Annotated in this window: 25 protein-coding genes and 2 tRNA genes; 8 read left to right on the top strand and 19 right to left on the bottom strand. The window is 34.4% G+C overall.

What is annotated here, in order from left to right; all coding sequences use genetic code 11:
• Positions 1 to 80 precede the first annotated feature (80 nt).
• Positions 81 to 1,685: a T9SS type A sorting domain-containing protein gene (locus IAI56_RS16415; protein WP_187658044.1), complete on the top strand. Its 1,605-nt coding sequence runs from the start codon at positions 81 to 83 to the stop codon at positions 1,683 to 1,685.
• Between the two features lie 141 nt (positions 1,686 to 1,826).
• On the opposite strand, the gene IAI56_RS11685 is transcribed toward IAI56_RS16415, so the two are convergent.
• Complete coding sequence (locus IAI56_RS11685; protein WP_187658043.1) at positions 1,827 to 4,427, bottom strand: AsmA-like C-terminal region-containing protein; 2,601 nt, start codon at positions 4,425 to 4,427, stop codon at positions 1,827 to 1,829.
• A gap of 164 nt (positions 4,428 to 4,591) precedes the next feature.
• Between IAI56_RS11685 and folK the strand changes: the two genes are divergently transcribed.
• Positions 4,592 to 5,728: a 2-amino-4-hydroxy-6-hydroxymethyldihydropteridine diphosphokinase gene (gene folK, locus IAI56_RS11680; RefSeq protein ID WP_187658042.1), complete on the top strand. Its 1,137-nt coding sequence runs from the start codon at positions 4,592 to 4,594 to the stop codon at positions 5,726 to 5,728.
• 3 nt (positions 5,729 to 5,731) lie between these two features.
• On the opposite strand, the gene IAI56_RS11675 is transcribed toward folK, so the two are convergent.
• The 3 genes from IAI56_RS11675 to IAI56_RS11665 all read right to left on the bottom strand — a co-directional run bounded on the left by IAI56_RS11675 (position 5,732) and on the right by IAI56_RS11665 (position 8,987).
• The gene (locus IAI56_RS11675) at positions 5,732 to 7,864 is read right to left on the bottom strand and encodes an Ig-like domain-containing protein (protein WP_187658041.1); all 2,133 of its coding nucleotides are present in this window, start codon (positions 7,862 to 7,864) and stop codon (positions 5,732 to 5,734) included.
• 46 nt (positions 7,865 to 7,910) lie between these two features.
• A complete protein-coding gene (locus IAI56_RS11670) occupies positions 7,911 to 8,441 on the bottom strand; it encodes an RNA methyltransferase (protein ID WP_187658040.1) in 531 nt (176 codons plus the stop codon).
• 87 nt (positions 8,442 to 8,528) lie between these two features.
• A complete protein-coding gene (locus IAI56_RS11665) occupies positions 8,529 to 8,987 on the bottom strand; it encodes a DUF1573 domain-containing protein (protein WP_187658039.1) in 459 nt (152 codons plus the stop codon).
• A 154-nt stretch (positions 8,988 to 9,141) separates the two neighbouring features.
• On the opposite strand from IAI56_RS11665, the gene mutS reads away from it, so the two are divergent.
• From mutS to IAI56_RS11645, 4 genes are all read left to right on the top strand, one after another.
• Positions 9,142 to 11,748, top strand: coding sequence for a DNA mismatch repair protein MutS (gene mutS, locus IAI56_RS11660; RefSeq protein WP_187658038.1), 2,607 nt, complete (start codon positions 9,142 to 9,144; stop codon positions 11,746 to 11,748).
• A gap of 140 nt (positions 11,749 to 11,888) precedes the next feature.
• Positions 11,889 to 11,961 (top strand) — tRNA-Gly (locus IAI56_RS11655).
• Positions 11,962 to 12,042: 81 nt separating this feature from the next.
• Positions 12,043 to 12,128, top strand: a tRNA-Leu gene (locus IAI56_RS11650).
• 245 nt (positions 12,129 to 12,373) lie between these two features.
• Positions 12,374 to 12,745 carry a DUF1508 domain-containing protein gene (locus IAI56_RS11645; RefSeq protein WP_187658037.1) on the top strand — a complete coding sequence of 124 codons (372 nt, stop codon included), beginning with the start codon at positions 12,374 to 12,376 and terminating at the stop codon, positions 12,743 to 12,745.
• A gap of 60 nt (positions 12,746 to 12,805) precedes the next feature.
• On the opposite strand, the gene IAI56_RS11640 is transcribed toward IAI56_RS11645, so the two are convergent.
• The 4 genes from IAI56_RS11640 to IAI56_RS11625 all read right to left on the bottom strand — a co-directional run bounded on the left by IAI56_RS11640 (position 12,806) and on the right by IAI56_RS11625 (position 17,086).
• A complete protein-coding gene (locus tag IAI56_RS11640) occupies positions 12,806 to 13,018 on the bottom strand; it encodes a hypothetical protein (protein ID WP_187658036.1) in 213 nt (70 codons plus the stop codon).
• Between the two features lie 152 nt (positions 13,019 to 13,170).
• Positions 13,171 to 15,318: a S46 family peptidase gene (locus tag IAI56_RS11635; protein ID WP_187658035.1), complete on the bottom strand. Its 2,148-nt coding sequence runs from the start codon at positions 15,316 to 15,318 to the stop codon at positions 13,171 to 13,173.
• Positions 15,319 to 15,323: 5 nt separating this feature from the next.
• Positions 15,324 to 15,770 (bottom strand): GNAT family N-acetyltransferase, encoded by a 447-nt coding sequence (locus IAI56_RS11630; protein WP_187658034.1) that lies wholly within the window; start codon positions 15,768 to 15,770, stop codon positions 15,324 to 15,326.
• A gap of 86 nt (positions 15,771 to 15,856) precedes the next feature.
• Positions 15,857 to 17,086: a 3-deoxy-D-manno-octulosonic acid transferase gene (locus IAI56_RS11625; protein WP_187658033.1), complete on the bottom strand. Its 1,230-nt coding sequence runs from the start codon at positions 17,084 to 17,086 to the stop codon at positions 15,857 to 15,859.
• Positions 17,087 to 17,184: 98 nt separating this feature from the next.
• On the opposite strand from IAI56_RS11625, the gene IAI56_RS11620 reads away from it, so the two are divergent.
• Both IAI56_RS11620 and galE read left to right on the top strand, forming a co-directional pair.
• Positions 17,185 to 18,315, top strand: a complete 1,131-nt coding sequence (locus IAI56_RS11620; RefSeq protein WP_187658032.1) for a DegT/DnrJ/EryC1/StrS family aminotransferase — start codon at positions 17,185 to 17,187, stop codon at positions 18,313 to 18,315.
• Positions 18,316 to 18,341: 26 nt separating this feature from the next.
• Entirely contained in the window at positions 18,342 to 19,358 is a 1,017-nt protein-coding gene (galE, locus tag IAI56_RS11615; RefSeq protein ID WP_187658031.1) for a UDP-glucose 4-epimerase GalE, read from the top strand.
• A 54-nt stretch (positions 19,359 to 19,412) separates the two neighbouring features.
• Here the strand turns inward: galE and IAI56_RS11610 are convergent, their stop codons facing one another.
• The 11 genes from IAI56_RS11610 to IAI56_RS11560 all read right to left on the bottom strand — a co-directional run.
• A complete protein-coding gene (locus tag IAI56_RS11610) occupies positions 19,413 to 19,673 on the bottom strand; it encodes a hypothetical protein (RefSeq protein WP_187658030.1) in 261 nt (86 codons plus the stop codon).
• Positions 19,674 to 19,675: 2 nt separating this feature from the next.
• Positions 19,676 to 20,353: a peptidoglycan DD-metalloendopeptidase family protein gene (locus IAI56_RS11605; protein WP_187658029.1), complete on the bottom strand. Its 678-nt coding sequence runs from the start codon at positions 20,351 to 20,353 to the stop codon at positions 19,676 to 19,678.
• Between the two features lie 9 nt (positions 20,354 to 20,362).
• A complete protein-coding gene (gene fabD, locus IAI56_RS11600) occupies positions 20,363 to 21,232 on the bottom strand; it encodes an ACP S-malonyltransferase (RefSeq protein WP_187658028.1) in 870 nt (289 codons plus the stop codon).
• Between the two features lie 190 nt (positions 21,233 to 21,422).
• Positions 21,423 to 21,950 carry an NADPH-dependent FMN reductase gene (locus tag IAI56_RS11595; protein ID WP_187658027.1) on the bottom strand — a complete coding sequence of 176 codons (528 nt, stop codon included), beginning with the start codon at positions 21,948 to 21,950 and terminating at the stop codon, positions 21,423 to 21,425.
• 3 nt (positions 21,951 to 21,953) lie between these two features.
• Positions 21,954 to 22,178: a (4Fe-4S)-binding protein gene (locus IAI56_RS11590; protein WP_169524047.1), complete on the bottom strand. Its 225-nt coding sequence runs from the start codon at positions 22,176 to 22,178 to the stop codon at positions 21,954 to 21,956.
• Between the two features lie 2 nt (positions 22,179 to 22,180).
• Entirely contained in the window at positions 22,181 to 22,588 is a 408-nt protein-coding gene (locus IAI56_RS11585) for an OsmC family protein (RefSeq protein ID WP_187658026.1), read from the bottom strand.
• A gap of 56 nt (positions 22,589 to 22,644) precedes the next feature.
• A complete protein-coding gene (locus IAI56_RS11580; protein ID WP_187658025.1) occupies positions 22,645 to 22,929 on the bottom strand; it encodes a GNAT family N-acetyltransferase in 285 nt (94 codons plus the stop codon).
• Between the two features lie 60 nt (positions 22,930 to 22,989).
• A complete protein-coding gene (locus IAI56_RS11575; RefSeq protein WP_187658024.1) occupies positions 22,990 to 23,706 on the bottom strand; it encodes a pirin family protein in 717 nt (238 codons plus the stop codon).
• A gap of 573 nt (positions 23,707 to 24,279) precedes the next feature.
• Positions 24,280 to 24,855, bottom strand: a complete 576-nt coding sequence (locus IAI56_RS11570) for a Crp/Fnr family transcriptional regulator (protein ID WP_169524056.1) — start codon at positions 24,853 to 24,855, stop codon at positions 24,280 to 24,282.
• Positions 24,856 to 24,857: 2 nt separating this feature from the next.
• Positions 24,858 to 25,136, bottom strand: coding sequence for a DUF6370 family protein (locus IAI56_RS11565; protein ID WP_317192435.1), 279 nt, complete (start codon positions 25,134 to 25,136; stop codon positions 24,858 to 24,860).
• A 51-nt stretch (positions 25,137 to 25,187) separates the two neighbouring features.
• Positions 25,188 to 25,751 (bottom strand): ATP-grasp domain-containing protein (locus IAI56_RS11560; RefSeq protein ID WP_187658022.1); only part of this gene is annotated, 564 nt, incomplete at its 5' end.

The following is a 25,751-nucleotide window of genomic DNA, read 5'->3' as shown; positions in this document are numbered from 1 at the left end:
TTTATAAATCATAAATTTTAAAACAAAGCAGTCATTTTTGATGACTGCTTTTATTTTTTAATAACTTAAACTTTTTAAAAGTGAAAAATTTATTGCTTATAATTATACTTTTGTCCTTTAATTATACTTTTGCTCAAGTACCTGAGATTGATTGGATGAAGCGTTATGGTGGAATTAGCCAAGACTATTTAAATGAAATTATAGTTACACAAGATGGCGGATTATTTTTGTCAGGATCATCAAACTCTGGAATTTCTGGGAATAAAACGCAAGCTAGAATTGGAGGTACACAAGATTATTGGGTAGTGAAAACCGATATACATGGTACTATTGAATGGCAAAAAACTATTGGCGGCGGTGATGTTTTTGGAAATTTAGAAGCTGAGGTTTTAAGAAGTGGGAAACAAGCACCTGATGGTAGCTACTATTTAGGTGGTAACTCAGATTCTCCAATTTATGGCAATAAGACAGTGCCTAATTATGGACTTCAAGATTATTGGATAGTTAAATTGGATAGTGAAGGAGACATTCTTTGGCAAGCTAATATTGGTGGGACAAATTATGAGGAGTGTTATTCTTTGGAGGTAACATCTGATGGCGGTTGTATAGTTGGTGGATTTTCTCAATCGGGAATTTCGGGAAACAAAACAGAAAGCAGTCGCGGTGGAAGAGATTATTATGTAGTTAAACTAGATAGTAATGGGCAAATTGAATGGCAGAAAACCTATGGCGGCTCAGGGATGGATGTTCTCTACTCAATCCTTGTTTTGGAGAATAATGAGTACTTGCTTTCTGGAGTATCATCATCAAATATTTCTGGGGATAAAACAGAAAATTCAAAAGGAGGTGGTGATTTTTGGATTATAAAAATTAATGCAGCTGGAAGTATTATTTGGCAAAAAACTATCGGTGGCAATAGTGCTGATACACCATATAGTTTGGTAAAAGTTTTGGATGGATTTGTTATTTCAGGTGTTTCTGATTCTGATATATCTTTTGATAAAACTCAAAATTCTCGTGGTGGTAGTGATTATTGGTTAGTGAAAACCGATTTTGAAGGGAATGTAATTTGGGATAAAACTTATGGTGGAGATATTGATGATTTTGCGTTTGGTTTGTTGTCGTTTTCAGACGAAAGAGGTTTTGTATTAGTGGGAGCGTCCTATTCAGGTGTTACAGGTGACAAAACGGTAGTTAATTACGGGGAATACAATGGTTGGATAATTAGAACTGATGAAAATGGTGAATTACTTTGGCAAAAAGGGATAGGTGGTACTTATTTAGATTTATTAAGTCAAGTTGTTGAGTTGCCAGACAAAAGTATTTTACTTGGTGGTGGCGCTAATTCATTAGTTTCAGGAAATCTTACTGTAGTAGGTTTTAATAGTTTAGATTATTGGTTAGTAAAATTAGCTCCAGAGGAATTAAGTGTTAATGAAGTTGTGTCAAATGATTTTTTGGTTTATCCAAATCCAACTACCAAAGAGGCAAATATTAAGTTTACGGAACATCAAGAAAATATAAAGGTTATAGTTTATAATGCTTTGTTTCAAGTGGTTGATAAATTAGAATTTGCTAGTACTTCACAAGTAAGTTTTTCAATAAATAATTCATCAGGTATTTATTTTGTAAAAATGACTAACCAAGACGGTAAAGTATATCAAAGTAAAATAGTAAAAAAATAACCGCAAACTTTGTCATTCCGTAGGAATCTCACAATTCTGAGATTCCTACGGAATGACAAAAGAAACTGCGAATAATAAAAAAACAAAAGCACAAAATTCTAGTGAGCTTTGTGCTTTTTTTGTGTCTTAGTGGTTAAAAAACTATTCCGTTTTCTTTGGTTCTTCTTTTTTCTTCTTACCAAAAATATCTTTAATCAAGTTGTTGGCTTTGGTTTTGACATCTTTTTTGACATCAGTTTTTGTAGTGTCATTTTTAGGTTTTGTAGCATTGGAAATGATAGAATTCACGGTATTTTTAGTACTTGAAACAACTTTTTCTTTTTGTTGTTTTACCAAATTATTTACTAAGTTCGTTGTGGCTTGTTTCACATCGGTAGTGATTTTTGGCGATGAAAAATTTCCTCCAATGATTGCATTTACAGGAATACTTTGTACTTTTTGAGCATCGGCTGGCGATAATTTTGCAATTAAATTATTGGCTTCGGTTCCAAGATATTTTGCTGGAACATCTAGTTTTAAATTATAATTCATGTTTTGGTCAAAACCGTGTGTTCCGCCAACATTCACTTTGATGTCTTGGTATTTGATGTCGAATGGTTTTACATTTACTTTTCCATCTTTAAACGTAATTGCTGCTTTTAAATCATTCAAATTTAATTTTTTCAAATCCACAAAATTCAAGTTGTTATCCAAAGCAGTTAACAATGTTGAATTACTAGAATTTACTGTTGTTGAAAGCAATTGACCTAACAAATCTCCGGTTAAACTACTCAGAATTGGTGTCATTTCTGTTTCATTAAGATTTCCAGATAATTTGATGGTTGAATTTAATTTTCCATTAATAATTCCGGCAATTGGAGCAATTTTTTTCATCATATCCAATTGGGTAAACGTTTGCATTATATCTACTTTGTTTAATCCTAAATCCATGTTGAATTTTGGTGTTTTTTCTTTGGTAGAAACATCGCCTTTAAATGAAATTGAGCCTCCGAAAATATCGGTTTTTCCGTTTTGTAATGTTGCCTTTTGGTCTTTAATGATGATTTTTCCTGAAACGTTTTTCAAAGTTAAATTATCATACAAAACCGTGTTGGCTTTGGCAGTTAAAGAACAATTCAAGAACGCTGGAATTTTCATTGCTTCTGATTTTTTGGTTGCCGTTTCCGTTTTTGGAGCTTCGGTTGTCATAAAATCATTTACCGCTAATTGATTGGAATTTAGGTTGAAATTTCCTTTCAACTCTTGATTTTTGAATACAAATCCGTAGAAATTTTCCAAAACGCCATTAACCGAAATATCACTTTTTCCTGTTGTGGCACTAAATTGTTGTAGGTTTACTGTGCTTGGATTGAAAGCGACTAAAACTTTGCTGATGTTCATTGTTTTTCCGTTTTCATCGGTATAATTAAATCCAGATAAATCGATAGTTCCGGCATTTTTAATTCGAGCATAATCACTTTTTTCTACCGATTGCATATCGAATTCGGTTGTGACATCGGCTTTCAACATTCCACTTAAAGGTTTGTCCAATTTTACTGGATAAGCTTTTGTAACGTTTGCCAAATTGATTGTTCCTTTTAAAGCGGCATTAACTAGAGCATTTTCAGCTAAATTTTTAATGTTGGCTTTCGCATTGAAAACATCTTGGTCAATTTGAAATGATAATTTATCTAAATTCACATAGGTATCATTCATTACACCTGTTTCGTTGATGATTTTGGTGTCAATCACAATGTTTTTGACCGATTTTGGTAAATTTGGATATTGGAATGATGCATTATTGGAAGCAATTTCGATGTTGAATTTTGGTACAGTAGTTTCAGAATATAATCCTTTAGCAAAACCAGTAACGGTAAAGTCGCCACTCGTTTTTACATTGTCTAAATTAGCTGCATATTGCGCTGGAATTAATCCTAAGAAATTCTTGAACGACGAAGTTGGCGTTTTGAATTTCAAGTCATATTCTTGTCCAGCTTCAACAATTTGAATAAATCCGTCAAATTCTAAAGGCAATTCGTTGATTTTCGCCTTGTTTTCTTTGAAGGTATATTTACTTTTTTCTAAATCAATTCCTAAAATAGCGTCCAACGAAAGTGCCACATTATTCATGTAGTTGGCTTTGTCCATCGAAAGAGAAACTTTAGTCGTTGTTTTCGTAATTAAATCTAATTTCGTTGAAGTAAAATCGCCTTTTCCTTCATGATTGATACTGTCAAGAACCATTTTCATTTTTGATTTTTCATCATAAAACTGAAATCTGAAATTCTCGATTTCGTATTCTTTTATTTTTAAGGCTAAAGGTTTACTTTTTTCGTCTTTTGCATCTTCTTTTTTATTTTTTAAGGCAATGTCAAAGTTTCCAATACCATCTTTATTGAAAATAATGTTTATCAAACCGTTTTTGGATGAAATTCCGTCAATATTCATTGGTTCGTTTTCACCTTTAAATAATTCTTTGATGGACATTTTTAAATTTAGTTCTTCAAAAGAAACCAAAGTATCGCCTTCAAAAGGCGCTTTGTTGATAATCGAAAGTTTATCAATCGTTACACTTGCATTTGGAAAGTTTTTGAACAAACTCAAATCAGCATCGGCAAAAGCTACTTTCGCATCTATATTTTCATTAATGGAAGTTAAGATTTTAGCTTTGATTTGGTCTTTGAAAAAGTATGGAATGGCAAAAGCTGCCACAACCAACAATAGAAAAACAATTCCAACGATTTTTAAAATTTTCTTTAGCATAACGAATAATTTTATTGCAATGTTCTTACAAAAATAATGCCTTTTGAATAAACGAGGTATAAAATTAGGTAAGTTTTATGATTTTCAGGGTTAAAAAATAGTTATTAACAGACGGTTTGTTTTTTCTTTTATTCTGAAATAGTTTTATTTAATTTGCGCTTGGTATGAATAAGCAGCATCAAGTCGTTTTATCGTTAGGAAGTAATCAAGGAAATCGCCTTGAAAATATCAAGCATTGTATTGCTTCCATTCACCGAGAGATTGGTACAATTATTAAGGTTTCACGGCTTTTTGAAACGCCAGCTTGGGGTTTTGAGAGTGAACCGTTTTACAATTGTGCCGTTGTAGTTCATACTCATAAAGATGCACATCAGGTTTTAGAAGAAGTATTGTTGCTCGAAGAAGCTTTGGGTAGAATTCGTTCCGATGTTGAAGGTTATCAAGCAAGAATTATTGATATTGATGTGATTTCGTTTGATGAAGAAATTATTGCTTCCGAAAAATTGAAAGTTCCACATCCCGAAATGCAAAATCGTCTTTTTGTTTTGGTTCCAATGCGCGATTTGAATTTGGATTGGCGTCATCCAATTTTACAAAAATATCTTCATGAATTATTACTGCTTTCCGAAGATAAAAGTAATATTAAAGTAATTCAATCGCTGGAAAATCCGATTACTAAAATTCCTTTAAACAATTTTAATTATATCGCTATCGAAGGAAATATTGGTGCTGGAAAAACAACCTTAGCCAATAAATTAGCCGAAGATTTTAATGCCAAAATGGTTTTGGAACGTTTTGCGGATAATCCGTTTTTGCCAAAATTTTATGAAGATCAAAGTCGCTATGCTTTTCCACTCGAAATGTCATTTTTAGCCGATAGATATCAGCAAATTTCTGATGATTTAGCGCAATTTGATTTGTTTAAAGATTTTGTCGTAGCCGATTATCATATTTTTAAATCCTTAATTTTTGCAAAAGTTACGCTAGCCGAAGACGAATTTCGATTATATAAAACGATGTTTGATATCATCTACAAAGAAATGCCAAAACCCGATTTATATATTTATTTGTATCAAAATACCGAGCGATTACTTCAAAATATAAAATTACGCGGAAGAAGTTACGAGCAAGAAATTCCAGCTGAATATCTCGAAAAAATAAACAGCGGTTATCTTGATTATATCAAATCTCAAAAAGATTTAAACGTCTTAATTATTGATGTTTCCGATAAAGATTTTGTTGAAAATCAAGTCGATTATGCTTTTATTTTAGACGAAATTCAGAATAAATTGCAATCCTAAAATTTATCGAATTAAACTAAAGTGACCTTTGTGTTCGGGTAAAGTTTCGCTGACTTTGGCAACAAACCAATAATCATCGGCAGTCAATTTCCTTCCGTTGTAAGTTCCATCCCAAATAGGATTTTGTTTATTGATAAAAGCAATCACTTTTCCATAACGGTCAAAAATTGTTACTTCGGGATTTGGATAAAAACTCATGCCTTTAATTGTCCAAAAATCATTCGTGCCATCATTATTCGGACTAAAAAAAGCAGGATACGTTATGTAAGCAAAAGGGAAATCATCATTTCCACAAAAATCTCTGTCTTTTACATAAGCCGTGTAAATTCCACCATTTTGCAATTGGAAAATATTTGAAGACTGAAAGTTATTTCCATCAATTGAAAACTCAAAATCACCTGAATTGGTTAGAATTGTTGCAGTATTTCCAGTTATAATTACATCTGAAATTATTGGTCTTGCTTTTACATTAACGCTAAAATTTTGTGTCGATGAACAGTTAAAACCATTAGTCATTTCAACTGAAAATTGTCCTTGTGTTGAAACCGAAATACTTTGAGTAGTTTCGCCAGTTGTCCATTCATAATCCAATCCCGAAATTCCAGCGGTTAGCGTTGTACTTGTTCCTTCACAAATCGCAATTTCACTATCAGCAATGGTTGCAGGTTTGGGATTTATTGTAATGCTTACCGAGTTTCTTGGTGTTGAAATACAATTGTTATTATTGGCTTCTATATAATAAGTAGTTGATTGATTTAAAGTTGGGGTTGTAAAACTACTTCCAGTGAATAACGGCGTTGTAGAAGTTAAACTATTATACCAACGGATTGTTCCCGAAGTTGCTATTGCAGTTAAGGTAACCGAAGTTTCTTCGCAAGTTGAAGTCGAACTCGGCGCTGTAACTGATGGGGTTTGATTTACATTTACAGTTATTGGTGTTCGTATTCCAGTTGTACAACCTATTGGAAATGCATCAATGTAGTAAGTTGTAGTTGTAGTTAAAGTTGGAGTTATAAAATTATTTCCAGATGCAAGAACGTTTCCGCCAGTTTGGATATCATACCAATTAATGGTTCCAGCAGTTGCAGTTGCCGACATGTTTATTGATACCGCATTACAAACTGCATAAGTAGCAACTGGATTTATAACAGGAATTGTAATTGTTGTACTGGTTGAAATACTTAAAACTGGATCGCCAGGCATACCTCCATATTCAACAATATATCCTTTGGGTTGATAATCGCCGTTTGCTTCGCCAGTATTGGATAAATCATTCCACGAACCTGAAATTCCAACTCCTGGAGCAGTTATGTGAGCATAATCTTCGTTATTTGCATTATTTGGTTCGCCGTTATTCCAATTGGCAAAATTTGGAGTAGAACCATTTATGCCACCATTCCAAAAAACCATTCCTATTTCTGGTCCAGTCATCCAGCGCCAAACTCCTTCAGTTACTTCGTCGCTTCCGCCAATCCAACCTGCTCCAGCAGCTTGTTCACCTGAAAGTTGTGCTTCATCAGCAGCGGTAATCGTAGCTAGATAACCTTGAAGTCCATAATAGGTGCTGTTTTCAGCAGCAGTTTTTGCGTTGGACCAAGTTATTCCAACATTTGAAATATATTGGTAATAATGTCCGTTGGATGGCAAATAATTGGCTTGACCAACAGTTATTGAAAATGTTTTGGTGCCAGCTTGCGGGTTTGCCGAATTGTTTTGAAAAACAATGTCTTTTACCGCAGCTATAATTTGAGGATATGTTGGTTGCCCAAAAACTCCAGTAAGTGTAAGTTTTCCTGTAGTTTGGTTCCAAGATGTGGTAATGTTTGGGTGGTTTCCGGTTAAAAGTAAAACATCTTGTGAGCTAACATATCCCGAAGAAATTTGTATGTAAATAGCATCAATTCCTGGATCATCGTCAACAATGTTGAAATCTGTAACGATTTTCATCTGGGTTTGTGGACAATAAATTTGATTTCCGGTAGCTGTTAAAACTGGAGCATTGTTTAGAATAAACTTTTTTTGTTTTTTTTGTCTAAAAACTGGATTTTCATTACCAAACTTTATTGGGTTAGCAAATGAATTGTTTCCAAAAATTGAAAAAATGAAGATTAAGGCTATTATAATTTTTTTATACATGGCTTAAAAATAGAAAAATTTGAACAGATAATTTCCTAAAGATTTGTTAGAATTTTATTTTTTGAAATAAATCCCAAACCACAATTCCGGCACTAACCGAAATATTTAGCGAATGTTTTGTTCCAAGTTGTGGAATTTCAATCGTTCCTTTGCAAAGTTTAATTGCTTTTTGATTGACACCATAGACTTCATTTCCAAAGACTAAGGCGTATTTTTTATTTTTATCGATTTCAAAACTTTGAAGAAAAACAGCATTTTCAACTTGTTCTATTGCATAAACTTCAATGTTTTCTGTTTTTAATTTTTCAATAACTGAAAGCACATCTTTTTGATATTCCCATGCTACGGTTTCGGTTGCGCCAAGTGCTGTTTTGTGAATTTCTTTGTTTGGCGGAGTTGCGGTTATGCCACACAAATATATTTTTTCGATAAGAAAAGCATCCGATGTTCTAAAAACCGAACCAATATTATGAAGACTTCTAATATCATCAAGAATAATAACAATTGGCGTTTTTTTGGCTTGTTTAAAATCGTCAACGCTTTTACGTTCGAGTTCTTTGTTTTCGAGCTTTCTCATTTTTGAAATTTTTGGCAAAGATATTCAAAAAAAATCTCGTCTCATTTTTTACAACGAGACGAGATTTTTAAAATTAGTAATTAATAATTAACTTTTTACTGGTTCAGCAGCTGGAGCAGAATCTACTACATTACCTTTAATAGTTAAAACTTTTGGAGCTTCTGAAGCGTTTGAAGTAATAGTAATAGTTTTAGTAAATGGACCAGGTCTGTTTGTGTCATATTTTACACCAATAACAGCTTTTGCACCTGGAGCAACTGGACCATCAGGTTTTGTTGGAACAGTACATCCGCATGAACCTTGAGCATTAGTGATTGTTAATGGTTTGTTTCCGTTGTTAGTTAAAACAAATTCTCTTTTTCCGTCAGCACCTTTTTGGATTGTTCCATAGTCGATTGTTTCGGTTTCGAAAACTAGTCCAGCACCATCAACTTTTGGAGCGTCAATTTTAGCTGTTTCTTTTTTAACTGATTTTTTAACAGTTTGAGCATTTGTAGTAGCAACACCAAAGAAAGTGATTGCAGCGAGTAAAATTATTCTTTTCATTTTTTTTATGTTTTATGATTATGGTACAAATCTATTTAAAAAAAATATTCACCTCAATTTTTTAATCTTAATATTAAATTAAAATTTAGAATGGCTATCGTTTTAAAAATAATTAAATTCGCTGTCACAAAACTAATTTTAATACTATTTTCCATTGGCATCAAAAGAAAAAGCACCAAAAGAAACTCCGTTGATGAAACAATACAACGAGATAAAAAGCAAATATCCAGATGCGTGCTTGCTTTTTAGAGTAGGCGATTTTTATGAAACTTTTGGAGAAGATGCCATTCGAGCGTCAAAAATATTAGGGATTGTTTTAACGAAACGTGGCGCAGGAAGCGAAACTGAAACCGCTTTGGCTGGATTTCCACATCATTCGTTGAATACTTATTTACCAAAATTAGTAAAAGCTGGACTTCGAGTAGCGATTTGTGACCAATTGGAAGATCCAAAAATGACAAAAACCATTGTAAAACGTGGCGTAACCGAATTGGTTACACCTGGAGTTTCGATGAATGATGAGGTTTTGCATTCTAAATCGAATAACTTTTTAGCATCGGTTTATTTTAGTAAAAAACAACTTGGTGTCGCTTTTTTAGATGTTTCTACAGGTGAATTTTTAACTTCTCAAGGAAATCAGGAATATATTGACAAGCTGTTACAAAATTTTCAGCCAAGCGAAATTTTAATTCAAAAAAATAATAAATCCGATTTTAAATCGGCTTTTGGAGAAGATTTTAATGTGTTTTATCTTGAAGATTGGGTTTATAAAGAAGATTATGCTGTTGAAACATTAACCAATCATTTTCAAACAAATTCTTTAAAAGGTTTTGGAATAGAAGAATTACCCGATGGAATTATTGCTTCGGGTGCGATACTTTATTATTTATCCGAAACACAGCATAACAAAGTTCAACATATCACGAACATTCATCGAATAGCTGAAGATGCTTATGTTTGGATGGATCGATTTACTATTAGAAATCTTGAATTGTATCACAGTCATTCTCAAAATGCAGTAACGCTTTTGGATGTAATCGATAAAACTATTTCGCCAATGGGTTCACGCTTGTTGAAACGTTGGTTGGCATTGCCTTTAAAAGATATAAATAAGATAAGAAGTCGCCACGAATTGGTTTCTTATTTGAAGGGAAACACCGAAATTTTACAAAAAATCCAATATCAGATTAAGCAAATTTCCGATTTGGAACGATTGATTTCTAAAGTAGCTACGGGAAAAATTTCACCGCGAGAAGTTATTTATCTTAAAGAATCATTGGATGCCATTATTCCAATAAAAAATATTGCACTTGAAAGTAAGCAAGAAGCCGTTCGTGTTATTGGTGATAGTTTGCATGCGTGTGATTTACTTCGCGAAAAAATTAAAGAAACGCTTAATCAAGATGCACCAGTTGCCATTGCTAAAGGAAATGCGATCGCAACAGGAGTTCATCCTGAGTTGGACGAATTAAGAAATATTGCTTTTTCAGGCAAAGAATATTTGGAAGGAATTGAACAACGCGAATCGGAAAGAACCGGAATTTCATCGCTAAAAATATCGTTTAATAATGTTTTTGGTTATTATATCGAAGTTCGAAATACGCACAAAGATAAAGTTCCAACGGAATGGATTAGAAAACAAACGTTAGTAAATGCGGAACGTTACATCACCGAAGAATTAAAAGAATATGAAACGAAAATTCTTGGTGCCGAAGAAAAAATTCATCAAATAGAAAGTCAACTTTTTGAACAATTAGTGGTTTGGATTGGAACATACATCAAACCAGTTCAGTTGAATGCTAACTTGATTGCGCAATTGGATTGTTTGACTTCGTTTGCTCAATTGGCTATCGAGAACAATTATGTTTGTCCAATTTTGGATGATACTTTTGAATTAGAAATTACAAATGGAAGACATCCAGTTATTGAAAAACAACTTCCAGTTGGCGTTCCTTATGTTGCCAATGATGTTTTTCTGGATAGAGAAACCCAACAGCTTATTATGATTACCGGACCAAATATGTCGGGTAAATCGGCAATTTTACGTCAAACGGCTTTGATTGTTCTTTTATCTCAAATGGGAAGTTTTGTTCCAGCCGAAAAAGTCAGAATGGGAATTGTAGATAAAATTTTTACCCGAGTTGGTGCAAGCGATAACATTTCCATGGGTGAATCTACTTTTATGGTCGAAATGAACGAAACGGCTTCCATCTTGAATAATATTTCTGATAGAAGTTTGGTTTTATTAGACGAAATCGGTCGTGGGACTAGTACCTATGACGGAATTTCGATAGCTTGGGCAATTGCCGAGTTTTTACACGAAAATCCAGCTCGACCAAAAACATTGTTCGCAACACATTATCACGAATTAAATGAAATGTCTGAACTTTTGCCTCGAATTCAAAACCACAATGTTTCGGTGAAGGAATTAAAAGATACTGTTTTGTTTATTCGTAAATTGGTAAAAGGTGGAAGCGCACATAGTTTTGGAATTCACGTAGCAAAAATGGCTGGAATGCCGCAAACGGTTATTCAAAAAGCACAAAAATTGTTGAAGAAACTGGAGAAAAATCATTCTAGTGATGCATTGAATACCATTAAATCAGCTAAAGACGAAATGCAACTCAATATTTTCAGCATGGATGATCCGTTATTGGAAGAAATCAGAGAAGATATTTTAAATTTAGATATTAATACGCTAACGCCAGTGGAAGCTTTGATGAAATTGAACGAACTGAAAAGAATGTTGTTAAAAAAATAAGTTCTATTCTTTTTGCAATCAATGGATTATAAAATATTGAAATTTTTTTATTAAAAATCGTTTGCAATATTCATTTTTAGTGTTACATTTGCATCCGCAATACGGGATAAGTATTATCGTTCTTATAAAAATTTGATAACGCGAAAATAGCTCAGTTGGTAGAGCGCGACCTTGCCAAGGTCGAGGTCGCGGGTTCGAACCCCGTTTTTCGCTCAACTACTATATAATGCTCGAGTGGTGATATATTTAATTAATTTTTTCTAAAAATTAGTTTTATCAAAACAAAGGCAATATGCTCGAGTGGTGGAATTGGTAGACACGCTGGACTTAAAATCCAGTGGGTAGTAATGCCCGTGCGGGTTCAAGTCCCGCCTTGAGTACTAAAAGTTTCAAACTATGTTTGGAGCTTTTTTTGTTTATAAAAATCCCGAATTACAATTTGTTTTTTATTAATGTTTACGAATGATTTTCAAAGTAAACAAACTTGTGTTGGAAAATGAAATGCTTAATGAGTCTTAATTTCTTAATGGTTTAAAAAGATAAGCAGTTTTATTATTTTAGGTTTTTTTGCTTAGTAAAGATTTTGAAATACTATCTTAGTAAAATATTTGATTAAAGAATTTTAATGGGCACATTTGTAATTACAAAAAGACAGAACGGATATTATAAATATGAATTTACTTCTAGAAAAGGTAAAACCATTTTTATGAGTGATGATTTTGAATTGCGATTTGAATGCGAAGAAGCGATTGAGGAATTTCGTAACAATATTGAAGCTGTTTTTTTTATGAAGTTTAAATCAAAAAACGGGAAGTTCTTTTTTAAAATTATTTTAAAAGAAAAAGAAATAGCAGTCAGTCGAAAATACACCACGCAGCTGTTACTTCAAAAGGGAATTGACGAAATAGTTAGAAGTGTGTCAAAATCGGAAGTGTTGGATTTTAGTGTGCAAGATTTTGCTTTTCCTTCTGCGGAAGAGATTTTTGGAAATGAGTAGTTTTTGTCCAAAAAAAAAAGCCCTGCAATGCAGAGCTTAAAATTAGAATTTAATTTCTAATTATTTTTTTACTTCTTCAGTAGCTGGAGCTTCAGTAGCTGGAGCAGCAGTTGTGTCAGCTGGAGCAGCAGTTGTATCAACTGGTACAGCAGTAGTGTCAACAGTTTCAACAACAGTTGTATCAGCAGCTTCTGGAGCAGCAGCATCAGCTTGTTTACAAGAAACTACAGTTAATGTAGCAACAACAGCTAAACTTAAAAATACTTTTTTCATCTTACTTAATTATAAAAGGTTAATTATTAATTCGGAGCAAAGATATAAATTTTTTCAATCGGAAAAATTTTTATTTAACTTTTTTTAAAAATTCTATCCTCGAATTCCGATTATTTATGTAACAATAATTGTGCCAAACTCTATTTTTTAAATTATTTTTTTGATTTTGGGTAAATTATTTTTAATTCGTCTATAATGTTCTGAGCGCCAGCAAATTTATCGATGATAAATAAAATGTATCGAGCATCAACCATTATGTTTCTACAAATTTCAGGCGAATAATAAATATCACTCATCGTTCCTTCCCAAACTCTATCAAAATTTAAGCCAATTAAATTTCCATTGGCATCCAAAGTTGGACTTCCAGAATTTCCTCCAGTTGTGTGGTTTGTTGCTATAAAACAAACTGGCATTTTTCCTTTGTGACTGTATTTTCCAAAATCTTTTGTGTTATACAAATCGATTAATTTTTTTGGAACATCAAATTCATAATCGCCAGGAATATATTTTTCCATTACACCATCAAGATAGGTTATTGGTTCATAAATCACGGCATCGCTTGGTTTATAACCTTTTACTTTTCCATAAGTTACACGCAAAGTACTATTGGCGTCTGGAAAAATTCGATCAGATTTTGGGCTTAACTCCAAAATGGCTTTCATATAGGTTCTTTGTGTAGCAATATTTCTCAAATTGATTTCATCATATTTTGCTGCCACACTTTTTGTATAAGAATCGGCCATCGCTTTCAAAATCTGATAACCTTTATCGTTGTTGATTTTTTCTAAAACCGTTTTAGAATCGCCTTCCAACAAACTTCTGAAATCTTGAAGATTAAGTAATTTTGAGTTAGTGTAAATGTCATTTGCTAATTTATTTGCATCTAAATTCTTCAATTCATTTGGTAAAAATTGAGTTGGTAATCTTTTAGCATAAATAGCAATCAATTGTTCGAATACATTTTTGTCAACTGTTGGGTTGAAATCTTTGTAGAATGCGTCAATACCTTTTGATAAATTATTTTTTCTATCGGTATAAGCTTGTTCGCCTTTGGTTGCCAATAATTGCTCTAATTGATATAAGCGATAACCGTTTTGTAATAACTCAGTATTTCGCATTGCAACTTCAGAGAATAAATCTCTTGCTAGAGCATAATCTTTTATTTCAGTATAATTTTTCTCGAAATCGTTCAATAAGTTCCCATATTCCGCTTGTTTTCCAGCTTTGATAACTTTTTCTTGGAATTCTTTTTCAAATTTTTGTTTTACACCAATTGCATTTGATTTTTTCAAACCTTTGGTTTCGCCAATCCATTTTTTCCAATAATTAGCAACACCTGCATACTTGGATGCATATTGAATTTTGATTGCATTGTCTTTTCGCATAAAACCATCTTGCACTTTCAAAGCCGCATCACGAACTTCAATTTTTGCCGGATTTAACGTTTCAACAATTTGTTGCACAGCTACAGCAGGCAAATATTCCTGAGTTCTTCCAGGATAACCCATAACCATTGTGAAATCATTTTCTGAAATTCCTTTAGCAGAAATAGGGAAGAAGTGTTTTGGTTTGTATGGAACGTTGTCTTTTGAATATTCCGCTGGACGATTGTTTTTATCTGCATAAACTCTAAAAAGAGCAAAATCGCCAGTATGTCTTGGCCAAACCCAGTTATCAGTATCTGAACCAAATTTTCCAATCGAACTTGGTGGCGCACCAACCAAACGAACATCAGTATATTTTTCGGTTACAAATAATAGGTATTGATTTCCGTCATAAAACGTTTTAATACTATTTTCTTGCCATGATTCTTTTGGTGAATTTTTTGTCAATGAACTGATGTTCGCTTGAATTTTTTTCTGTTTTTCGCCTTCAGATGTCATCGTTTCCGTTCCTTCCAAAACTTTTGTTGTTACATCATCAATTCTGATAATGAAGGTTACAAATAAATCTTTGTTTGGCAATTCTTCATCCATTTTATAAGCCCAAAAACCATTGGTCAAATAATCATTTTCCACAGAAGAATGACTTTGAATATTGTCAAAACCACAGTGATGATTGGTTAAAAGCAAACCTTTGTCCGAAATCATTTCGGCAGTACAACCGCCATCAAAATGAGGAACAGCATCTTTTAAACTGGATTTGTTAACCGAATAAATGTCTTCGGCAGAAATCTTCATGCCGAGGTTTTTCATTTCGCTTTCGTTCATTCCTTTTAATAAAGATGGAATCCACATTCCGCCTTGTTGCGCTTGTGTTTGAATGAAAACGAATAGTAATAGTAATTTAATGTATTTCATATTGTTTAGTATGGTTTGTATTTTAAAATTTTTCGATTATGGACTTCAAAACCGTTGGCAAGATACAATTTTTGTGCGTTTTGATTGTGATGTTCCACCTCAAGATAGAGCAGTTTTAACGATAATTTAGCAGTTTGCTCTTTTATAAATTGAATTGTTTTTGCTCCAATTCCTTTTCCTCTTGCCGATTCGTTGAGGTATAATTCGTCCAGAAAAGCAATTCTTCCTTTGTATTCAAAACTGAAAACAAAAGTTAAAATTACGTAACCTACAATTTCTCCTTCATTATATATAAGCCAACATTTGCCTAAATTTTCATCAGCAATGAATTCGTGAAACAATTTTTTTGAAGTTTCAATGTCAATAGGATAATTATCTATCGCATAGAACTCTTGCATCATTTTGGTGATGATTTCTATCTGAGATAATTCTAATGGTTGGAAGTTTGTCATTTTTTTATTTCCTGCAAGGTTTAATAAACCTTGTAGGTATTTTGGATGTTGATTTTTACCTAAAAGTTTAAAAAAAACTCACAGGATTACTGTAAATGTTTCAAAATAACTACAGTCGCACCTTTATTCATTTGGACAAACGTTTCACAAATATGTCCTTTTTCATGGCGAATGTCTTCGTTTGAAATCAAATTATCAAAAGCTTCGTTTAGTTCGTTTTGATTGTTGATAGAAATACAACCTTCTTGATGAACCAAAGCCGTTGCTTCGGCAAAATGAGAATAATTTGGACCAACAATAATCGGAATGCCAAAAGTTGCCGGTTCTAAAAGATTATGAACACCAGGATTTCCAAATCCACCACCAACATAAGCAATATCAGCATAAGAATAAATTTTGGTCAAAATTCCAATAGTGTCGATAATGAAGACATTGAAATTTGATAAATCAAGGTTGTTTTTCTCTGAAAATAAAACTGTTTTTTTTGTGATTTGTGATTTGAGATTTGAAATTTGTTCTTCCTTTATATTATGTGGCGCAATAATAAATTTAATTTCTTCCGAAGATTGATTGATGTAATTAATCAATAATTCTTCGTCTTTTGGCCACGAACTTCCAATGACAATTGTCGTTTTGTTGTCTTTGAAATTTGCAATAAAATCAAGCGAATTATCTCTTTCCAAAATAGCAACCACTCGGTCAAATCGTGTATCGCCGGAAATTTTTACATTCTGAAATCCTAAGCTTTGAAGTAATTTTTTGGAACTTTCATTTTGCACAAAAAAGTAATCAAACGTTTTTAGCGCTTTTCGATAAAATCCGCCATACCATTTAAAAAAAGCTTGGTTTTCTCTGAAAATTCCAGAGATTAGATACGTTGTAACATTGGTCTTTTTTAATTCATTCAAATAGTTAGGCCAAAATTCATATTTGATGAAAAACACCATTTCAGGATGAACGAGTTTCAGAAATTTTTTAGCATTTGATTTTGTGTCCAAAGGCAAATAAACCGTTGCATCAGCAATAGTGTTGTTCTTCCGAACTTCATATCCCGAAGGGGAAAAAAAAGTAACTACAATTTTATGATTGGGAAATTTTGCTTTGATTTTTTCCATTACAGGCAAACCTTGTTCATATTCGCCCAATGATGCAGCGTGAAACCAAATCGTCTTATCCGAAGAATTAATTTTTTGTTCCAAAGTTTCAAAAACTGTTTTTCTGCCATTGACGAAAAGTTTCATTTTTGGGCTAAAAAAACCAAAAAGAGGAAGTGAAAATTGTACAATTTGGGTTACTATCGAATAGAGAAAAAGCATATCGTTTTAATTGTGTCGCTAAAATACATCAGTTTGTAGAATTTTCATTGGAATAAGTCATTAAATTAGTAGTTTTGCTTCACAATTAATTTTCCCAAATGAAAAAATTACAAATGGTTGACTTAAAAAGTCAATACGAAAAAATAAAAGCTACCGTTGATGCTTCTATCCAAGAAGTTTTAGACACAACAACATACATTAACGGACCAAAAGTTCACGAATTCCAAAAAAATCTGGAGCAATATCTTGATGTAAAACATGTAATTCCATGTGCAAACGGAACTGATGCTTTGCAAATTGCCATGATGGGATTGGATTTAAAACCTGGTGACGAAGTCATCACTGCCGATTTTACTTTTGCTGCTACCGTTGAAGTGATTGCGTTGCTTCAATTAACTCCAGTTTTAGTCGATGTCGATTTAGTAAATATGAATATTTCCATCGATGCGATTAAAAAAGCCATTACACCAAAAACCAAAGCCATCGTTCCGGTGCATTTGTTTGGTCGTGCGGCAAATATGGAAGCAATTATGCGCATTGCCAACGAGCATAATTTATATGTAATCGAAGACAATGCTCAAGCTATCGGAGCCAATTGTAAATTTTCTGACGGCACAAAAAAGAAAGCTGGAACTATTGGTCATGTAGCTTCAACTTCATTTTTCCCAAGTAAAAACTTAGGTTGTTATGGCGATGGTGGAGCAATTTTTACCAATGACGACGAGTTAGCACACAAAATTCGTGGAATTGTAAACCACGGAATGTATGTTCGTTACCATCATGATGTTGTTGGTGTAAATTCTCGTTTGGATAGTATTCAAGCCGCAGTTCTCGATGCTAAATTACCTTTATTAGATCAATACAGTCAAGCGCGTCAAGATGCTGCACGTAAATATTCAAAAGCTTTTGAAGGTCATGCCAATATTGTAGCGCCAACAATTTGTGATATTTGCGATTGTCACGTTTTCCACCAATATACATTGCGAATTACCAATGGAAAACGCGACCAATTAATGGAGCATTTGCAAAACAAAGGCATTCCGTGTGCGATTTATTATCCAATTCCGTTGCACAGTCAAAAAGCGTATGTTGACAGTCGTTACAAAGAAGAAGATTTTCCAGTAACCAATCAGTTGGTGAAAGAAGTAATTTCTTTACCAATGCATACCGAATTAGACAATGAGCAAATTGAATTCATCACCAATAGTGTTTTAGAGTTTTTTGAATAATCATAACTACTGTAATCTTTTAAAGTATGAAAAAAGTATTAGTGACTGGCGGATTGGGTTTCATAGGTTCGCATACCGTTGTTGAATTACACAACGCAGGATATGAAGCCATCATTATTGATAATTTGTCCAATTCATCTATTGATGTTTTAGATGGAATAGCGCGAATTATTGGTAAAAAACCAATTTTCGAAAATCTTGATTTAAGAGATAAAACTTCGGTTCAAAATTTCTTTTCAAAATACAATGACGTTGTTGGAATTATTCATTTTGCCGCAAGTAAAGCCGTTGGCGAAAGCGTTGAAAATCCATTGTTATACTACGAAAATAACATCAATGCATTAGTTTATGTATTGCAAGAATTAACCAAAATGCCTTCGGCAAACTTTATTTTCAGTTCGTCGTGTACTGTTTATGGTCAAGCAGAAAAAATGCCAATTACCGAAGATGCGTCAATTCAGCCAGCAGCTTCACCTTATGGAAATACCAAACAAATTGGCGAAGAAATCATCAACGATGTTGCCAAAGTTTCTTCTGTGAAAGCTATTTTATTACGTTATTTTAATCCAGTTGGTGCACATCCATCGGCTGAAATAGGAGAATTACCAATTGGTGTTCCTCAAAATTTAGTGCCATTTATTACACAAACTGGAATTGGACTTCGCGAACAGCTTTCGGTTTATGGTGATGATTATCCAACACCAGATGGAACCGCAATTCGAGATTATATTCACGTAGTTGATTTAGCAAAAGCGCACGTTGTAGCCATGCACCGATTGGTGGAAAATAAAAACCTAGAAAAAGTAGAAACCTTCAATCTTGGAACTGGAACAGGAAGTTCTGTTCTTGAGGTAATTACTGCATTTGAAAAAGTATCGGGCAAAAAATTACCCTATAAAATCGTGGGTAGAAGAGAAGGCGATGTTATTTCGGCTTATGCTAACACCGATAAAGCCAACCAAGTTTTGGGCTGGAAAGCAGAACTTTCACTAGAAGAAAGTCTGGCTTCTGCTTGGAAATGGGAACAAAAGATTAGAAGTTAAACTCCTCTATTGACAGTATATAAAAAAAGTCCTCAACTTGAGGACTTTTTTGTTTTATTGCTTTACGCTTTCTTTTAGCTTTTTTGCCGTTTCTTCCATTTGTTCAGCGCTTTTTACTTTTAGGCTATCTACTTTAGATTTGGTTTTTTGTTTCAAACTATCCAATTCAATAGCGGCTTTTATTTTTGCCGAATCAATATTGTTTTTCATTTCTTCGGTTACAGCATCTTTGGCTGCGTCAAGCTTTTCTTTGGTTTCTTCTTTACACGAAACCATTACTGTTACTAAGGCTAATGATAAAATTATTTTTTTCATAATTAATATATATTTAATAGTTCGTTTGGATTAGGACAATTGTTTTTGTAAAAGTTTAAGTTGTTTTCTGAACTTACTCCAGGATAATCTCCTGTTTTTCCTTCCATATTCATAATGATTTGAAAATGTAAATGTGGCGCATAATCTCCATTTATTGGCGGTAATCCCAATGTAGCTATTTGTTCACCTTTCATTACTTTTTGACCTACTACTTTTTCTCGTAAACTTTCTTCACTTAAATGACCATACAAAGAATAAAATAGGACATTGTTATATTCATGTTCGAGAATTATGGTTGGTCCATAATCACCTACAGCAGTATTGTTTTGAAAACTATGAATTACACCATCTAAAACCGCATGAATGGTAGCTTGTTTGTTAATCCATAAGTCTAAACCGATGTGAATATCGCGCTCGTCAGCGTTTTCACTATTAAAAACAGTACTTCTTTTATATAAATTTCTTTTTTCTAAATAACCGCCATAAGCTATTTTAGCCTGATTTTTATCCAATTGAGATTGAATAAAAAGTTCATAATCTGAGGCGTTTTCTAATTTATAGTTCTTTAAATCTTCATTAAAAACAGATAAATCTAAAGGCATGTATTCACTGTAATCAATGCTTGGTTCAATGACTTTTGCGCCACTAATAGATGCTACTATCTCTTTGAATATTTGCATTATAAAATTTTAAGCCGAAATCGTTTCTACTTCTTTATCAATCTTGTTTACTAATCCAACCAATACTTTTCCAGGTCCAACTTCGGTGAAACTTGTTGCGCCGTCGGCAACCATTTGTTGTACCGATTGTGTCCATCTTACAGCGCCAGTTAGTTGAGAAATTAAGTTCTTTTTAATCTCTTCTGCATCCGAAACGGCATTTGCTGTTACATTTTGATATACCGGACAGCTTGGGGTTGAAAATGTTGTTGCCTCGATTGCTGCGGCTAGTTCTTCTCTGGCTGGTTCCATCATTGGGGAATGAAATGCTCCACCAACTGGCAAAATTAAAGCACGCTTGGCGCCAGCTTCTTTCATCTTTTCGCAAGCCAATTCCACCGCTTTATATTCGCCAGAAATTACTAATTGTCCCGGACAATTGTAGTTAGCTGCCACAACAACGCCATCAGTAGAAGCACAAATATCTTCTACAATTTTATCGTCTAAATTCAATACCGCAGCCATAGTACTTGGTGTAATTTCGCAAGCTTTTTGCATGGCCAACGCTCTTTTTGAAACCAATTGCAATCCGTCTTCAAAAGATAATGCACCATTAACTACCAATGCCGAGAATTCGCCTAACGAATGTCCAGCAACCATATCGGGTTTTACGTTTAGGGTTTTTGCTAATATTACTGAGTGCAAGAAAACCGCCGGTTGCGTTACTTTGGTTTCTTTTAATTCTTCGGCGGTGCCTTCAAACATGATGTCGGTTATTCTAAAACCTAAAATCTCGTTGGCTTGTTCAAATAATGCTTTGGCTTCTGCCGAGTTTTCATATAAATCTTTACCCATTCCGGTAAATTGTGCGCCTTGTCCTGGAAAAACGTATGCTTTCATAAATTAATTATTTCGTGTTTAAAAGAATAAGTAAAACTACTTAAAGTCGCAAAAATACTAATTTTTTTAGCAGCGCAATGGCTTCTACCTTTTTGCTATCCATTTTCCTGCTTTCTGCACCGCACGGCGGATTGCGCCAATCAGGGCTAATCAGTTTCAATAGGCTTCTCGAGTTACTTTTAGTATTGGCTTACCTATCAATACCGTTTACTATAGCTAGCAATTGGCTCTTTAAATCTTCATTGATAATGCCGTTGTCTTTGCTAAAATTATCGTTAAAACTTGGTAGGGAAAAAGTAGCAACAACATTGGCACCATTTCTAGGAAAACGGTTCTTTGCAATATCCAATACTGAACTTCCGCCTCGTGCACCCGGAGAAGTCGCCATCAATAGCATGGGCTTTTCTTGAAAAACACCGTTGTTATAGCGCGATGTCCAGTCAAAAATATTTTTGAAAGCGCTAGAATATCCGCCGTTGTGTTCCGCCATAGATACAACCAGCAAATCGGTATCGGTAATTTTATTGTAAAAATCAATAGCCAATTGAGGAATACCATTTTCCTTCTCTTTATCAATAGAATAGATAGGCATTTCATAGTCGTTTAAATCCAAAACTTCAACAGTGGCATCTTGAAATAAACTTGCAGCATAAGTTGCCAATTGTTTGTTGATGGAATTTCTACTTGAGGAAGCTCCAACAGCCAGTATTTTTTTCATGGTTTATGATTTTAAATAATAGGTTAATGCGCCCGAAGGACATTTTTTTACCGTTTCTACTATCGCTTCGGTGGTAGAATTTTCGGGAATAATCCACGGCTTTTCTTTGGGTTTAAACACCGCAGGGTTATTTTTAACACACTGGGCAGCATGAATACACTTGCTCGATTGCCAAACAATGGTTACTTCGCCATTGCTATATTCTTTGGTTAGGTTATTAGCGTCCATAATTATAGTGTTGTTGGTATGGTGATTTTGTTTTTTAATATTTTGGAAACCGGACATTTTTCGGCTACTATCAATAATCGTTGTTTGGTATCTTCATCTACCTCGTTTGAAAAAGAAATATCTCGCGTCATTACCGTTTCCAGCTCTGGGTTGTTAATTTGATACATGTTCATCGAAATTTTTATCTCCGAAATATCCCATCCCTTTCTATCGATATACATTCGTAAAGTGGACAAAGTGCATCCCGCTAGCGAGGCTAAAAGAGTAGTGTAAGGATCAGGACCAAGGTCTTTGCCCTCAATACTGGTTGGTTCGTCCATTATCAATTGACCATTGCGCCAATTGATAGTACACAAGTATTTTTGTATACCGATACTGCCTTCGATGTTTTTTTCTAATAGTGTTTCCATAGCGTTAAACCATAAACCTGCAAGGCTTTTCAACCTAGCAGGTTTGTTTCTTTTTGTTATAATACGTCTCTAATTTCGGGAGTTTTGTCAAAAACACTTTTAGCAAATGGACACAAGGGCAATATCTTTATTCCTTTTTCTCTGGCAAAATCTACGGCTTTCATCACCATCATTTTACCAAAACCTTTGCCATTATTGCCGGGGTTTACCTCAGTGTGGTCAATAATAATTTTATCTTCGCCAGCAAAAACAAAAGTCATCTTGGCTTCTTGTTTTCCTGCTTCTTCTATATAGAAATATCCTTTGTTGCCTTCTATTTTTAGTTGTGCTTTGTTGTCCATTTTGTTACTTATTTGTTTTCTTTTTTAACTGAATACTAAAAACTGTTTACTGAACACTATTTACTGCTCCATCGGGATTTCCATCAACAAAAATTTGGCATCGGTAGAAGCCTTAATCTCTAAGGTCTCAAAATCGGTAATGCCCAGTCCGTCGCGGGTTTCTAATTCTTGTCCGTCAACAGTAATGGTTCCCGAAATCACAAAAACATACATCCCGTTCCCCGCTTTTTTTAATTGATACGTTTTAGCAAAATCCTTATCAAAATCAGCCAAAAAAAACCACGCATCTTGATGTATCCAAACGCCTTCATCAGTAGCATTTGGGGAAAGAATTTGTGCAAAATCATTTTTTTGTTTCGTTACGTCAAGCGTAATTTGTTGGTAGCGTGGCTCCACATTTCTGTATTTTGGAAACAACCAAATTTGAAACAACTTAGTCTGCTGGTCAGCATTGGGGTTAAACTCACTATGTTGAATACCCGTTCCAGCACTCATTACTTGAACATCGCCCGTTTTTATCGTAGCCGCATTGCCCATGCTGTCTTTGTGCGCCAAATCGCCTTCGAGCGGAATGGTGATTATCTCCATATTATCATGCGGATGAGTGCCAAAACCCATGCCCGCAGCCACCGTATCGTCGTTTAAAACACGCAACACACCAAACTGAACCCTTTCTGGATTGTACCAACTCGCAAAACTAAAACTATGATAAGCATTCAACCATCCGTGATTAGCATGACCACGGGTATTGGCTTTGTGTAAAACTGTATTTTTCATATTATATAAAGGTATTAATTATTATGATACAAAGGTACACCCGCCACTTTTCTTAATCACTTAATGTAGATTAAGAAACATAAGAATGTAAGCGAAACTATTTTTTTTAAGCCCAAAAAAAACTTCTGTTGTAAGGAAAAAAACGATAGCCGTTAATTACTTTTCCCAAAGCGTAGGAGATAGTTGTGCCAATGTATCTATTGCCTACCCATAGCAAAACACTACTAAATACTGGTTTTATAGTATTATTATAATCTTTCGGTAAGTTTCCCACAACTTTCGGTATTGATACCCTAAGTTCCGGTAAGGATACCGAAAGTTCCGGTAAGCTTACCGAGAGTTCCGGTATTGATACCGAGAGTTCCGGTAAGGATACCCTAAGCTTCGGTAAGGATACCCTAAGTTCCGGTAAGGATACCGAGAGTTCCGGTAAGGATACCCTAAGCTTCGGTAAGGATACCGAAAGTTCCGGTAAGGATACCCTAAGTTTCGGTAAGGATACCAAAACCTTTGGGGAGTTCCCCGAAACTTTTGGGGAGTTCCCCGAAACTCTCGGGGCGTAACCCAAAGGTGTTATTTTTTTAACAGTCGGCTTTTCATTTTGCTAAAAAACTCTGGGGTAACGCCTATATAGGACGCAATTTGTTTCTGAGGTACACGCTGAATGATGGTTGGGTAGCGTTTGCAAAATTTATCAAAACGTTCTTCGGCAGTAAGACTAAGGTTGTCCATCAATCGTTCTTGGTGGGCTACTAGCGAGTTTTCGGTAAGAATTCTAAAGAAGCGTTCTAGCTTTGGAATTTGAGTAAAGAGTTCGTTTTGGTTTTCTCTTGAAAGTAAAACTACTTCGGCATCTTCAAGAACTTCAATGAAAAGGTTGCCAGGTTTTTGGGAAATTAAACTATACATGTCGCCAATCCACCAGCCTTCGCAGGCAAAACTCAACACGTGTTCTACTATATTATCATTGATGTTGAAACTGCGCAACAAACCCCAATTGACGAAAAAAGAGTACTGGCTTATCTCCCCAGCGTTTACAAGGACGGTTTTAGCCTTATACGTTTTAATTTCTATTTTAGACAAAAAAAGTAACTCTTCCTCGGGAGAAAGCGTTACTATTTTGTTGATGTTTTCAAGGATTTGTGCCAAAATTATTTCTTTTGCGGTAGTAATTTGAACTGCGACACTACAAACTTGTTGTTTTTTACTTCGCCCACAACTTCGGCTTGACGGATAGCGGAGCAAAAGCCATCGTGTGCATGGGCATCGCCATGCTTGTTGATGTCGGTTCCTTCTACAAAGTAGCTTTTACCGTCTATTCGAACAGCAAGGTCACATCCTGGTTTGTCTTTCATCCCAAACTGGCATTGCCCGCAAGATGCTTCTACTACTTGGGTTTTTTGTTCGGTCTTTTTTTCTTGTGCATTCATCGATGCCGTTCCGATAAGGAAGAAGGCAACAGTTATTATTTTTTTCATGGTTTATGAATTTATGGTTACTAATTGTGCTGCTGTTTTGGCTCGTTCTACTACTTCTTCAATAGAAGTGTCCAAGGTGTCGCTGGTTAATACAACGCCCATTCTTCTGTATGGTCTTGAAGTAGGTTTTCCAAAGATACGAAAATCGGTTTTAGGAAGTGCAGCTACGGTATCAATCCCCGCGTAAGTGGGATGGTTTGAGTTTTCAGCTGCTAAAATCACGGCGCTGGCACCTTTTTTTTCTAAGGTAATTTCAACTATTGGTAAACTTAAAATAGCTCTAAGATGGAGTTCAAATTCGTTGAAGTTTTGGGTTCCAGCCAGTGTGACCATTCCGGTATCGTGTGGTCTTGGTGATAATTCAGAGAAATATACGCCATCATCTGCCAAGAAAAATTCTACCCCAAAAAGTCCTGCGCCGCCAAGGGCTTCGGTTACTTTTTCTGCCATATCTTGGGCTTCAAATAAGTCTTTGTCGGAAATTCTAGCGGGTTGCCAACTTTCTTGATAATCACCGCGTTCTTGTCTATGACCAATGGGTGCGCAAAAAAGCGTAGGCAAACCGTT

Source organism: Flavobacterium macrobrachii, from assembly GCF_014486675.1.
In the GTDB taxonomy this organism is placed as follows: Bacteria; Bacteroidota; Bacteroidia; order Flavobacteriales; family Flavobacteriaceae; genus Flavobacterium; species Flavobacterium macrobrachii.
This window is presented reverse-complemented; position numbering and strand designations above follow the sequence as displayed.